Annotated in this window: 5 protein-coding genes; 1 reads left to right on the top strand and 4 read right to left on the bottom strand. The window is 65.1% G+C overall.

The genetic code is table 11. The features are described from left to right. Positions 1 to 213: 213 nt before the first annotated feature. A complete protein-coding gene (locus tag VNN55_10930) occupies positions 214 to 6,948 on the bottom strand; it encodes a T9SS type A sorting domain-containing protein (protein ID HWO58069.1) in 6,735 nt (2,244 codons plus the stop codon). Positions 6,949 to 7,347: 399 nt separating this feature from the next. Between VNN55_10930 and VNN55_10925 the strand changes: the two genes are divergently transcribed. After that, on the top strand, positions 7,348 to 8,082 hold the full coding sequence (locus VNN55_10925; GenBank protein ID HWO58068.1) for an isoprenylcysteine carboxylmethyltransferase family protein: 735 nt from the start codon (positions 7,348 to 7,350) through the stop codon (positions 8,080 to 8,082). Between the two features lie 78 nt (positions 8,083 to 8,160). Here VNN55_10925 and VNN55_10920 read toward each other — a convergent pair whose 3' ends face one another. From VNN55_10920 to VNN55_10910, 3 genes are all read right to left on the bottom strand, one after another. Then, entirely contained in the window at positions 8,161 to 8,997 is an 837-nt protein-coding gene (locus VNN55_10920) for a hypothetical protein (GenBank protein ID HWO58067.1), read from the bottom strand. A gap of 179 nt (positions 8,998 to 9,176) precedes the next feature. Beyond that, positions 9,177 to 11,378, bottom strand: a complete 2,202-nt coding sequence (locus tag VNN55_10915) for an EAL domain-containing protein (GenBank protein HWO58066.1) — start codon at positions 11,376 to 11,378, stop codon at positions 9,177 to 9,179. After that, positions 11,312 to 13,987 carry a PAS domain S-box protein gene (locus VNN55_10910; protein ID HWO58065.1) on the bottom strand — a complete coding sequence of 892 codons (2,676 nt, stop codon included), beginning with the start codon at positions 13,985 to 13,987 and terminating at the stop codon, positions 11,312 to 11,314. The genes VNN55_10915 and VNN55_10910 overlap by 67 nt, the downstream gene beginning before the upstream one ends. Between the last annotated feature and the right edge of the window lie 274 nt (positions 13,988 to 14,261).

Below are 14,261 nucleotides of genomic sequence, written 5' to 3'. Positions count from 1 at the left end.
TGACTCGGATACCACTCCCCCCGGAGGAATCCTCGGAAATGATACCGTACAAAATTCGATCAGTTCCGTGACGATCTGCGCTGAGCCCCGCCGACCATTTCAGGATTTGATCAAATACATGGATCGCGTGGGAACGCGCCCGTTTCCCGCAAAGAAGAGGCCCGCGGCGCACCACGCCGCGGGCCCTCAGAAGCACTGCATTCAAAATTCATGCTACCGGATCAACGTCATCTTCTTCGTGGCGCTCCAGGCCGGCGTGGACACGCGGTAGAAGTAAATGCCGCTGGCCACCGTCGTCCCGTTGGCATCCTGCCCGTTCCATTCGACATTGACCGTGCTGGCATCGGCCGTCCCGCTGAAACTGCGGATCGTCTGACCCATCACGTTATAGACGGTCACGGTCCAGTCGGACGCATCCTTCAGGTTGAAGGAGATCACCGTGCCGGCGTTGAACGGGTTCGGATAGTTCTGCATCAGAGCGTAGTCACCGGGCACAAACGCCTGTGTCGCGCTCGCGGACAACAGCGCGCCCTGCGCATCCGACATCTGGACCTCGACCAGTTCGAGTTGTCCCGATCCGGAGGTGGGGATGGCCAGCACATCATGCCGACCCGACGGAATCACCGTCCTCCCGCCCGACCAGGACGGGTGGACAAGGAGACGCAGTTCGCTGCCGTCGCGATGCGCGCGCACGTTCAATCCGGCCGACGCCGTCAGCAGCTCCGGTTCGCCGGTGCCGATGCCGTCGGCGCGGAAGACCAACAGCAGACCGCCGATGTCCACCGGCGCGTTCGTCGTCACTGTGACAGAACCGTCCTCGCGGCGAAGCGTGGCCGTGCCCGTGTGCGCATACGGCGCCATCTTCGGATGGCCGCCCGGCGGGAAGGGCTGCTCGTCGCCGGTGATGATGCGGATGAGATAGATGAGGTCCGCCACCGTCAGCACGATGCCATCGTCGTTCACATCGGTCGCCAGAATCTGCACCTGACTCCAGACCGGATCCCAGACCGTGCCGCCGAAGAGGAAGTAGTTGGTGAACAACACCGCGTCACCCACCTCGTTGGCAATGCCGTTGAGGTTGATGTCGCCGCGGTCGTCGGGCGGCTCCTGGATGCAGATACGGCCGTTCTCGAAACAGATCGCCGGCACCGGATCGCCCTTCGGATTCGACTGGCAGGTGTCGTAGACGAAGCTGATCTCCAGGAACGTGGTGTCGCCCGACTTGCTGGAAATGGTGTTGTCGGCGCAGTCATACCAGCAGAACCGGATCGGAATGCACTGATGGATGAAGTTACGGTCGGAGGTGACCACAAACGACAGGTCCGCCACCGCGCCGACAGGCAGGAAGGCGCTCGGGTCAACCGGCGCGCCGTTGTTCATGTCGGCGATGCCGACCAGACGGACCATCCCGGACGGGCAATTGCTGCCCGTGCAGTTTCCGGCGACGCCGATGCGGTAGGTGAAATACTCCCAATCGGCGATCGCAAACCCCTTCTCGACATCAACCAACGAGATGACGCTCGCGTCATAGCAGAGCAGCAGATCGAAGCCGCCGACCGGCACCCCGGTCAGGTCGAACTTGACCGGCACGGTCACCAGCTGGCCGTTGAGCGCGTTGATCGAGGCCCCCTCGTTGACGCTGACCTTGAAGAGGCAGTTGCAGTCGTCGTTGTTGACCAAAACGCTCACACAGAAGGTTTCCTCGCAGACCGCGCCGCACGGGTCGGTGCAACGCACCACCGCGCAGTAGTTCCCCGGCCCGCTGGGCGTCACGGACCAGATCCCGTCCACGATCGTCCCCGAACCGCTGATCACCTGGCAGGTGACCGGGCCGCCATCCGGATCGCTCGCGCTCACCGGCAGCGCCACCGTGCGCAGCGAGCAGGCCATGACAATGGTCGTGTCGTTGGGCGCCCGGCAGACCGGCGGCGAATTCAGGTTGAAGGTGACGGCGAAACTCTCGTCGTCGAAAAGGCCGCACGAATCGGTGACACGGAAGGTGACATTCACCGTCTCGTCACCCGAGGGGGTGTAGCACCACTGCCCGGCGGCGATCGTGCCCGGACCGTTGATCTTGCTGATCACCAGCGGCCGTCCCTCCGGATCGACCCCGCCGACCGGCAGGCAGAGCGGCGCGGGGGCGCACTGGAACAGCGACGTGTCGTTCGGGCCCACCGCAATCGGCGGCAGGTTGAGCGTCACGATCACACCGACCGTGTCCACATCGCTCGCCCCGCAGGTGTCCTGCACCCGCACGATGAACGTGTAATTCCCCGACGCCGCCGGCGTGAAGCAGACCTGATCGGACGCGGCATTCAGGGTGGCCCCCGCCGGTCCGGACAGCAGGACCTCGGTCAGGGCGTTGCCATTCGGATCGGAGGCGCTGTAACCGATGCACAACGGCGCCGGCGCGCAGAGGAAGCGTGTCAGGTCGGGACCAAAGGAGATTGTTGGCGGCGCGTTGAGCGAGACATTCACGACGACCGTGTCCACATCGGTCGCCGCGCAGTGGTCCGAGGCGCGGACGATGATCGTGTAGGCGCCCGCCCCGGACGGCGTGAAGCAAACCTGATCGGCCCCCGCGTTCAAGACCGCGCCGGGAGGGCCGGACAACAGCGTCTCGGTGAGGCCCGCCGTCGTATTGGGATCGGAGACGGTGTAGTTTACGCAGATCGGCGCCGGCGCGCACTGAAAGACCGATTGGTCCGGACCCAGCGCGATCGTCGGCGGATCATTGAACTGCACCGAAACCACAAACGAACCCTCGCAGGAGTTTCCGCAATCATCGGTGCAGCGGATTGTCACCCCGAACGTGCCCTCGCTGACCGGCGTGTATTCCCAATTGCCGTAGATGACCGTCCCCGGCCCGGCCACGACGTCGCAGATGACCGCCGGATCGCAGTTGTCGGTCGCGGACACCGGCACCGTGATCTTGGCCGGCGCGCATTGCAGACGGATCACCGAGTCGCTCGGAATGTTGCAGGTCGGCGCCTGGGTGTCCTGGATCGTGATCACCTGCGTGCACGACGCGCTGTTGCCGCAATCGTCGGTCGCCGTCCACACCCGCGTGACCGTGCCGGTGTTCCCACCGCATCCGGTCAGGTTTGACGTCTCCGACAACGTGACCGCGACGCTCGGATCGCAATTGTCGACCGCGGTGACCGTGGCCGGCGGCGGCAGCGGCGCGTTGCAGGCAATCGTCACGTTGGTCGGACAGCCAGACAGCGTCGGCGCCACGTTGTCGATGACCGTCAAAGTCCGCACGCACTGCGCCTGGGCGCCGCAGGAATCCGTGGCGGTGTAAGTGTACGTGTAAATCAGCGGATTGCCCGGGCAACCGGTGCCGCCGTTGTTGCTCGACTGGCAGACCACCGTCACCGTGCCCGCCCCGCCCGTCACCGTCACATCCGACGGGCTGCACGGCGGCACCTGCGTGGCGCAGGTGTAATTTGCATTCGGCGCGCACACAATCTGCGGCGGCATACCGATCATGAAGGTGACGCTGAACGATTCCTCGCAGAACGCGCCGCAGGCATCGGTGCATCGGATCGTGACATTGACCGTCTCGTCGCCCGTCGGCGTGTAACACCAGTTGCCGCCCGACAACGTCCCCGGACCGCTCACAATCGCACAGCCGGTCAGGTTGCCGTTCGGATCGGTCGAACCATACGGACGGCAGACCTGGGTCGGAGCGCACTGGAAGTAGCTGGTGTCCGCAATCGGCGAACACACCGGCGCGTCGTTGATCACAAACGTGACGCTGAACGATTCCTCACAGAACGCGCCGCAGGCATCGGTGCAACGGATCGTGACATTGACCGTCTCGTCGCCCGACGGCGTGTAGCACCAGTTGCCACCCGACAACGTCCCCGGACCGCTGACAATCGCACAGCCGGTGAGGTTGCCGTTCGGATCGGTCGAACCATACGGACGGCAGACCTGCGTCGGAGCGCACTGGAAGTAGCTCGTATCCGCAATCGGCGAGCACACCGGCGCGTCGTTGATGTCCACCGTCACCGTGAAGGAGCCGCTGCAGGTCACTCCCAGCGTGTCGGTGCAGGTGATTGTCACCGTCACCGCGCCGTCGCCAACCGGCGTGTAACACCACTGCCCGCCCGCGACCGTCCCCGGGCCGGAGGTGACCGCGCAAGTCACCGGACCATGGATGCCCGTCGCCGACACCGGCAGACAAATCTGGGTCGGCGCGCACTGCAGGACGCTGGTGTCGCCGGGCAGGTTGCAGACCGGCGGCTGTGTGGCGGAAATCAGCACATACAGCGTGTCAACGTCGGAGGCGCCGCACGGATCGGTGGCGGAGACGATAAACTCGTAGGTCCCCGTCCCCGGTGGCGTGAAGCAAATCTGATTCAAACTGGTGTCGAAGCTCGTGCCGCCCGGCGCGCCGACCAGCGTCTCGGTGATCCCGGTCAGACCGTTCGGATCGCTGACCGTGTAGTTGAAACAGACCGGATTCTGCGGGAAGGTCTGCGGCAAAGAGATGTCATTGCCGAGATTCACCACCGGCGGATCGTTGATCTGGAAGGTCACGCTGAACGATTCTTCACAGAACGCGCCGCAGGCATCGGTGCAACGGATGGTGACATTGACCGTCTCGTCGCCCGACGGCGTGTAACACCAGTTCCCGCCCGACAACGTCCCCGGCCCGCTCACGATCGCACAGCCGGTCAGATTACCGTTCGGATCAGTCGAGCCATACGGACGGCAGACCTGCGTCGGCACGCATTGGAAGTAGCTGGTGTCCGCGATCGGCGAGCACACCGGCGCGTCGTTGATCACAAACGTGACGCTGAACGATTCCTCGCAGTAGGCGCCGCAGGCGTCGGTGCAACGGATGGTCACATTGACCGTCTCGTCCCCGGATGGCGTGTAGCACCAGTTGCCGCCGGAGACCGTGCCCGGACCGGCCACCACCGCGCACCCGCTCAGATTGCCGTTCGGATCGGTGGCCGAAACCGGACGGCACACCTGCGCCGGCGCGCACTGGAAGTAGGCGGTGTCGGACACCGTGGCGCACACCGGCGGATCGTTGATCGCAAAGGTGACGTTGAACGACTGCTCGCAGTAATTGCCGCAATCATCGGTGCAGCGGATGGTGACGCTGAAGCTCTCGTCGCCCGACGGGGTGTAGGTCCAGTTGCCGCCGCTGACCGTGCCCGGCCCCGCGACCACCGCGCAGGTGACCGCGGCGTCGCAGTTGTCGGTCGCCGACACCGGAATCGCCACCGCCGCCGGCGCGCACTGCGTGAAGGTGAACGGTCCGGCCCCGATGTTGCAACTCGGCGCCTGCGTGTCGGCAACCGTGATCGTCTGCACGCACGAGTCCTTGTTGCCGCAATCGTCGGTGGCCACCCACTTGCGGGTGATCGTGCCCGTGTACCCGCCGCAACCGGACAGCGACGAGGTCTGCGAATAGACCACCGCGACCGACAGGTCGCAGTTGTCGGTGGCCGTCACCGTGGCCGGCGGCGGAATCGCGCCGCAGGACACCGTGACATTCGACGGACACCCGGCCAGCGTCGGCTTGACCGTGTCCACGACGGTGATGGTCTGGACGCAACTATCGCCGCCGCCCGACCCCATCGCCACCCAGGTGCGCTGGATCGTTACCGGACAGACGCCGGAGACGGCGTCATGGTAGGTCAACGTCACCGTGCCGCAGGAGTTGCTTGCCGTGTAGCTGGGCGTGCCGGTGTTGGATGGATCGGTGGATTCAGTGCATGCAATGGTCTTGTTCGGCGGGCAGGTGATCGTTACGTCGCAGGGCGCGACCGCCTCGGCCGACAGCGACCGATCCTGATTGCCGACATTCTTCAAGTCGCCGTTGATGCGCAGCTCGATGGCGCGGTTGTGATAGGGCGAGCCGCTGATGCCGCCGGCGGAATTCCCCGCGCCCCAGTCGGTGTTGGAGGCCAGATGTCCGCCCCACAACAGCACCGCCGTCGAGCCGCCGGCCACGAATTTGACCCGCACCCGCGCCTCCGACTGCGCCTGCGTTGGGTCGCCGCCCGCGTCATAGCTGACCGGCGTCGAAACCGTGAACGAGCCGCCGTAGAGCGTCATCCGCACCTGCGTCGGGTCGTTATCGAGATTGTCGAAGCTCGTGCAGGGCTGCGACTGCAACGGGCCTGGCGGATTGGGCACCACCAGCGTGCAGGACGACAGCGGCGGCGGCGGGATCGGCGCATACACCGGACCCGGCAGCGCCCCGACACCCAGCAGCGGGTCGATCGTCTCCTGCGCGTGCCCGTACAGCGACGTGTGCGTCGGATCGTTGATCCGATCGTAATAGGTCAGGTAATCGATGGCGTGCTTGCCGCTGTGGGTGATGTCATAGCCGACCACGAATTCGATCGTGTCGCCCGCGGTCAGGTCGGTGAAGACCGCACGGTAGGCCTGCGACCATTTCTCCGTCAAATGCGAATTCGACGCACCCGCGTTGCCGTTCACCCAATTGATCGGACTGGCCGGCGAGCCGGCGGCGCCGTTGCGCATCTGCTCCAGCGAGACCGCCGGCGGCGCCAGGACAAACGTCGTCGTCGCCACCAGCCCCGACGGATCCGCTTCCGCGGCCGCCTCGAGCACCACCCCCTCGTACAGATTGACCGTCGAAGGCCACTCGGTGGTGAACGTTCCGGTCGGCGACGCCGTCACCGTCCAGGACTCATACACCGTGCCGTCCAATCGCTGGACTTCCATCAGCACAATCTCGCCGGAGCCGTAGCCGGCCCCCGTGAAGATCACGGTGTCGCCGAGGAGATACTCCGACTGATCCGTGGTGATGCTGGCGCTGCCGGTGGCGGCCAGCGGCGCGCGCGGTGATAACGCCAGCAAGGCGAAGATCACCGGAAGGCAGTGTTGCAGGAAACCACCTCTGGGACAGACGCGCTGCGTCTGTCCGCGACGGCGACCGCGGTGTGGGGAGCGCATGTGCGGAAACCTCTCTCAATCCATCATGTGCAACAACGTCCTCGCATACGAAGTAAATAGAATGGACTCACACGGTTTTGCGACCCGTCCGGAGCGCGCATCCTTGCGCAGTCACTCCGCAGACAATGCCACGCTGCAGGTTTCTTTCCTTGTGAGATCAACCGGTACGTCGGTCAGACATCTTGTGAGACGAAGACAAACAGAACACAGGCGAACTCACCTCCGCCGTCTGCCTCGCGATAAAATTAACGCCCAGAGGCAATTCCGACAAGCGCTATCACCCAAAATCCCACAAAAAATCTCCGGCTACCTTTGGAATGCTTCCCAAGTCCGGGCAAGGGGACCGTTTTAATCCAAACAGGCCGCCAACTGCGAATCGTATGAATCGATGACGGCGTTGTGTACTTCGCCCGTAAGGTCCTCCCGCAGTTCGACTTGAATTCGACAGGTGGTGGTTCGGTGATCATCGCACACAATAAGTCGGTTCGATTGGCGCAATGGTTTGCGGCCTCCTGCCTGTTCGGTCTGCTGCTGTTTGGTTTGGCCGGGCGGCTGGACCTGCCGATGTATTGGAGCTATTTCGTTATCTGCGTTGGCAAAGGCCTGTGGATCGCTCTGCGGATGGACCCGGGACTGGCGGGCGAGCGCAACCGGCCCGGCCCCGGCGGTGTCGATCACTTCACGTGGCATTTCTCCACGCTACTCTTTGCCGCTCATTGGATTATTGCGCCGCTTGAGGTTGGCCGCTTCCACTGGTCCGCCCCCGTGCCTCAATCGCTCCAATTTGCCGGACTACTCGTCTTTGCCATCTTCGGCGGCCTGACCATCTGGGCAGTGGTCGTTAACCGCTTTTTCTCGCCGGTGGTCCGCTTGCAGGAGGACCGGGGTCACCACCTGGTGACGCTTGGCCCCTACCGTTTCGTCCGCCATCCCGGATACCTCGGCATGGTGCTCTCGGTCCCCGCCAGCGCGCTGGTGTTGGGATCATGGCTGGCGATGATTCCCGCGATGGGGTATGCCCTCGTCATCCTGCGTCGGGCCATTCTCGAGGATCAATTTCTGCGGCGCAATCTTGACGGGTATGAGGCCTACGCCGCGGCGGTGCGATACCGTCTCGTTCCCGGACTCTGGTAGGATCAACGGACAGACAGAAAGACACAACGGGCGCCAACACGTCTGGCGCCCGTTGCGATTTGGTCTGGCTGTAACCGGTTATTTGCCCGCGGTCAGTTGCGAGACTGGAATCGTCACCGGCGCGCTCAGCTCGACGGAGAACTGCTGCCCCGGCGGGAGATCCAGCTGCCGGCCCTTGGTTGCCAGGGCGATCGCGCCGCCGGCGGCCGCGCCGGCCGCGGCGCCGGTCAACGCGCCCTTGCCTTTGTTCTTGCTGGTCAGCGCGCCGATGATGCCGCCGACCACCGCGCCGCCGGCAACCTTCTCCTCGTCGCTGATTTTGTCCCCTTCGCCTTCCAGCGCAATCGGCGGAGCGCTGATGCTGTGCGCCTGTCCGCTGGGGTCAATGATTTCCTCAAAAGCCAGCGTCATCTGCGCCTTCCCGGCGGTGCGATGCGGCTCTTCGACATGCGTCAGGCGGCCGCGCACTTCGGAACCGGCCGGCAGTACCGTCATTTCATCTATGCGAATCGCATCGGTGGTGCGTGCCCGGAAACGGTCCCCGACCGCGTTCGAGTCAGTCCGAAGACGCGTCTCCAGTGCCACGGTCAGTACGGTCCCGGATGGGATGGTCACCATCTTGGGCTGCGCCGGCTCCTGGACCGCCGGCTTGGCGGGCTGGGACGTCGTGCCGCGGCCCGAAGTGGACGGTTTGGTCGCGGCCGGCTTGCCGGTCGACGGCTGCGATGTGGCCGGTTGCGTCGCCGGCTGTCCGGCCGGCTCGGTTGTCGGCGGCGTCTGCGCCGGTTCCGTCGCGGCCACCTGCGTCGAGTCGGTCATCCCGCCCTGCGACTGTTTCTGGCTCTGGCCGCAACCGATCAACAGAGCAACGATTGCCACGATCGCGACTGTGGTCATGCCTCGTGTGAACTCCATAACCGTCCTCCTCTGTGTCATGCCGGCGCTTCCGTCACTGATCAACTCTGCGGCAAGGCGACCCTCGCCGGCTTCATCTAATAAATTATACATCTCATCCGGCGGTAGAAACCACGGAATCGAGGGGAAATCCGCAATCGTATTGCGAGGAGTGGTAACGCGTTACGTCGTAGTGGCGGTCAGGACGCCGTTTGCGCGATGCGCTGCCACGGTTGACGGACCAGACAGGAGAACGCCTCATCGCTTTCCAGCGCGCGCGCATACAGATACCCCTGCCCGAAATCGCAGCCCATTTCGTCGCGCAAAAGCCGCAGTTGCGCCGCGGACTCGATGCCTTCGGCGATCACCTCGATGCCAAGACTGTGCGCCAGCGTCACCACGCCGCGAATGATCTTCCGACTTCCTTCGTCACGACCCAGCCCCTGCACAAAACTGCGGTCGACCTTCAGCGCGGTGACCGGCAGCCTCGCCAGGTAATTGAGCGATGAGTACCCGGTGCCGAAGTCGTCGATGTGCAGTGAAATTCCCAGCGCGCGGATGCCCTCCAGCGCCCGCACCACCGGTTCGGAATGCGCAAACAACGCGGTCTCGGTCAACTCCAACACCAGCGCCGACGCCGGCAATCCGGTTTCACGCAGGACCGCCTCCAGCGACGAGAGGAAATCGCTGCGCTGCAATTGCCGGGCCGAGAGGTTGACGCTGATGGGGACCGCCGCCGCGCCGTCTGTCTGCCAGGCGGCTGCGGTGCGGCAGGCCTGCATCAGCGCCCAGCGTCCCAACGGCACGATCAGCCCGGTGCTCTCCGCCGCCGGGATGAACTCCATCGGATCGACCGCGCCCCGCTCCGGATGCTCCCAGCGCAACAGCGCCTCAAAGCCGGCGATGTAACCATCCGAGAGCCGCAGTATGGGCTGGTAGCGCAACGCCAGCGACTGCGCCGCCACTGCCCGGCGCAGATCGGCGCGCAGTTGCAGTTGCACCGACGCGTTGCTGCCCATCTCCGCGCCGAAGACCACATAGCCGGCGCCGCCGCGCTGTTTGGCCATGTACATCGCGGTGTCGGCATCGCGCAGAATCTCATCGGGCGTGGCGCGTCCCGACCCGTGCACCACGATCCCGACGCTCATCGTCGTCAGCACTTCCTCGCCGTCGATCGAAAACGGCCGCATGAAGTCGGCCTGAATCCGCTCGGCCACCATCACCGCCGCCTCTTCATCGGCGATGTCGGTCACCAAGATCACAAACTCGTCGCCGCCGAACCGCGCCACCGTGTCGCCGGGACGCAGATTGTTCTGCACCCGCTGCCCCGCCGCCACCAGCAACTGATCGGCCCGCATGTGGCCGAGACTGTCGTTGACCAGCTTGAAACAGTCCAGATCGACGAAGAGAATCGCAAACAGGTATCCCTCGTGGCGCTCGGCATACCGCAGTTGTTGCAATAACCGGTCCTTCAAGAGCACCCGGTTGGGCAACCCCGTGAGCGCGTCGTGCATCGACCCGCGGATGATCTGCTCCTCGGCGATCTTGCGCGCGTGGATGTCGGTGAGCGATCCGGCGATCCGGTAGGGCGCGCCGTTGGCGCGACGGACCGCCAGCCCGCGGGCGTACACCCAACGGTACACCCCCTGACGGGTCTGCAGACGGTGCTCGCTTTCAAACTGCGGCGTCTCGCCCGACAGGTGCGCCGACATCTCCGACTGCACACGGGCGCGGTCCTCGGGATGCACCCGTCCGAACCACTCGTGCACGCTGCGCCCGATCTCGTCCGGATCGTATCCAAGCATGCGCTTCCACCGCGGCGACAGGTAGATGACCTTGGCGTCCAAATCCCAATCCCAGAGTCCGTCGCTGGCGCCCTCGACCGCCAGCGCGTAGCGTTCCTCGCTTTGCTGCAACGCCACCAGCGAACGCGTCTTCTCCAGCGCGTAGCGGATCGTGCGGGCCAGAAGCGGCCCGGAGCACTCCCCTTTGACGAGATACTCGGCCGCCCCGGCCGAGAGCGCCTCCATGTCGTGGTCGGCGGCGCCCTGACCGGTGAGGATGATCATCGGCGCCAGCCCGCCGTTCGCCAGCGCCTCGCGCATCAGCTGCACCCCCGTCACCGGGCCCAGCGCGTAATCGAGCAGATAGACATCGTGGCGGCGCTCGGCGATCACCTGACGCGCCCCGTCAACGTCGGCAACCCACTCCAGTTCGATCCCACCGTTGCCACCCTCTTGCAGCAGACGCCGGGTGATGACGAAATCGTCCTCGTCGTCATCGACCAGGAGCACACGGATCGGCGCGACGGGGCGGCGGCCGTTGGGCGCGTCGCCTACGACGCGGCGTTCGACGGGGCCGCCGGTTGCGGCTGCTCTGTCGAATGATCGATGGTGGTCCATAGTTCTGGTCTCGCGGGGGATTGGCACGCGGGCAGAAGCACCCTGAAGGTCGCCCCCGACCCCGGGCGCCCGGAGGCCGTGATCGTCCCGCCGTGGCGTTCGACGATCTTGCGGCAGATGGCCAGCCCCATGCCCGTGCCCTCGTATTCCTGACGTCCGTGTAAACGGATAAACGGCGTGAAGATGCGTTCCGCGAATCTCGCGTCGAAGCCGATGCCGTTGTCGGCAAAGGTGATTTCGCACCAGTCGGCCGGCTGCGCCGACGGGTCCGGCGGTGCGGTCCGGCGCGCGCTCACGGTGATTTCCGGCGGGCGGCCGGCGTCGTGGAACTTCAGCGCATTGCCGATCACATTCTGAAACAACTGACGCATCTGGACACGGTCGGCCTCGATGGTTGGCAGCGGCCCGATCTGCACCCGGCCGCCGGTCTGCAGGACACGCGCCTCCAAATCCGAGAGCGCCTCGGCCACCACCGCGTTGAGATCCACCGGCGCAAACGGCTGCGCCTGGGTCGTCACCCGCGAAAAATCCAGCAAGTCGCTGATTAACGTCTGCATCCGGCGCGCCGCGTTCTGCATTCGGTCCAGACTGTCGCGCGCGTCCTCGTCCAACGCCGCCCCCGCGTGCGCCTCCAGCCGCTCGCCGAAGGCCAGAATCTTGCGCAGCGGTTCCTGCAAATCATGCGAGGCGACGAACGCGAAGTCGCGCAATTCCCGGTTGGTCTGCGCCAGCGCCGCGGCGTAGTGCCGCAGCCGTTCTTCATCGCGTTTCTGCTCCGTGATGTCCTGGCACATTGAGATCACGCCCAGAAACGCCCCGTCGCGCGATCGCAGCGAGGTGTTGTGCCAGATGCAGATAATGCGACGGCCGTCGCGAGTCAGATTCTCGCCAACCTCGTCGCAGTGCTCCTCCCCGGCGGCCAGACGGCGCAGCGCCGCGGCCGTGGCGTCCTGCGAACTCTCGGTGGTGATGAGCCCGAAGGGCGAACGGCCCATCACCTCCGCCAGGCGGTAGCCGAAGATCCTCTCGGCGGCGGGATTCCAGTAGGTGAAACAGAACTCGGTGTCGTGCAGGATGCAGCCGATCGGCATCCGCTCCAGCGTCATCTGCAGCCGCTCCAGCAGCTCGGCGCGCTCCTGCTCGAGACGCTGCGCCTGCGCCTCCATCCGTTTCTGGCGGGTGATGTCGCGGGCGATCACCGCCACACCGGTGATCGCGCCGGTCTCGTCGCGCACCGGCGAATAGGTCAACGACATGTCGATCAGTTGGCCGTCCTTGCGCCGGCGCACCGATTCAAACGGCTCCAGCAGCTCCCCGGCCACAATCCGCCGCAGGATGCCCGCGGTCTCTCCGGCGCGCTCGGGCGGCAATAGCATCGACGAGTGCTGCCCGATCACCTCGTCACGGCGGTAGCCATAGATGCGCTCGGCCGCCGGATTCCAACTGGTCACGACACCGTCGAGCGTCGCGCTGCCGATGGCGTCGTAGGAGCATTCGACAATGCCTGCCAGCCGCGAGAGCTCGCGGTTGGCCCGCGCCAACTCTTCGGTGCGCTGCCGGACGCGTTCCTCGACATCGCGATATGCCCGGCGCATCTCCTCCTGCGCCTGGTCGCGTTCCGCGTCATGACGGCGCAGCGTCCGATACATCGAGCCGCCGATCACCACCATGCCCAATAGTCCGATCGCAAAGTACAGGAAGATCGTCCGCTGCATCGCGTGCGCCGGCGCGTAGACATCCCGCAACGAGCGACGCGCCACCACCGTCCAGTCCGAACCGCTCACCGGCGCCACGTGGACCAGCGACGGCGCGCCCGACAGCGGATCGCGCCCCTCTGTCGCCTCACGCGACTCGGCAATCAGATGCCGGAATGTCGTGGTATCCATCATCCGCGCCGGATGCACCCCGTGCCCGGCGTTGTCGATCCAGTGCCCCTGCGGGTCGATCAGCGTCGCGATGCCGTGCTGCGACAGTCGCAGGTCCAGCAGCCATTCCGCGAGATTCTCCACCGTCACCTGCGCCACCAGAATCCCGCAGGCGTTTCCGCCGTCATCGTAGACCATGGCGGCGACCGCGATGGTGTACGGCTGGCCGAGCGCGTCGCGACGGTACATCTCGGAGACATAGGCGCGCGGCGACCGATGCACCCCGCGATACCAGTCGCGGTGCGCAAACCGACGGCCGTGAACCTGGGGATCGACGGGCGTGTCGAGCCAGAGCACGCCGCCGGTGTCGGTCAGAAAGACTCGCGAAATCAGACTGCTGCCCGCGCGCATCTGATCCAGCACCCGGCGCGCAAACACCGTGTCGCGCCGGCACACCGACTCGGAGAATCTGATCCGGTCGGCGTAACTGCGCACATAGTCACGCAACCCGTAGAACTGCTCTTCGACCAGTTGCGTGACCATCGTTGCGGCCAGCGCGTTTTCCCGTTCCGCCTGCTCGCGCAACTCTCTTTTGACGTCGAAGGCGACCAGCGCCGAGAACGCCGCGCCGGGAATCGCCAGCGCCAGCAACAAGACCAAGTACAGACGCGACTTCGAACGCAGAAACCACGGTTCGCGCGCGCGTGTCGTCGGTGTGGGTGATGTTGAACCTGTGGCGGGCATGCCCATCGGTCAAGTCCGGGAAAGTGAACGCGTGCGGATCAAGTACACGCTGCCTGCACGGAAATTGCGGCAGAGCGGGCAGTTGCTCCGATGCCCGTCATCCCTGACAGCCCGGACCCCGCTTCCGGCCGGCGCTCTCCCGGAGATCCACACTTGCTTTGTCGGAATTTTGCGGGCCCGCTTAACCCGATCCCGCATATTTTCCGGCGATGGGCCGCGCGGCTAAGCCGTTGTCAATTCAGCGGATCAATCCGAACTCGACCGAAAATCAGCG

It is taken from the genome of bacterium (assembly GCA_035559435.1).
Taxonomy (GTDB): domain Bacteria; phylum Zixibacteria; class MSB-5A5; order WJJR01; family WJJR01; genus JACQFV01.
This window is presented reverse-complemented; position numbering and strand designations above follow the sequence as displayed.

What these genes read in the sequence shown, in the direction of transcription:
- VNN55_10920 (HWO58067.1), bottom strand. Translation starts at nt 8,997, where the DNA reads ATGGAGTTCACACGAGGCATGACCACAGTCGCGATCGTGGCAATCGTT.
- VNN55_10915 (HWO58066.1), bottom strand. Translation starts at nt 11,378, where the DNA reads ATGGACCACCATCGATCATTCGACAGAGCAGCCGCAACCGGCGGCCCC.
- VNN55_10910 (HWO58065.1), bottom strand. Translation starts at nt 13,987, where the DNA reads ATGCCCGCCACAGGTTCAACATCACCCACACCGACGACACGCGCGCGC.
- VNN55_10930 (HWO58069.1), bottom strand. Translation starts at nt 6,948, where the DNA reads ATGCGCTCCCCACACCGCGGTCGCCGTCGCGGACAGACGCAGCGCGTC.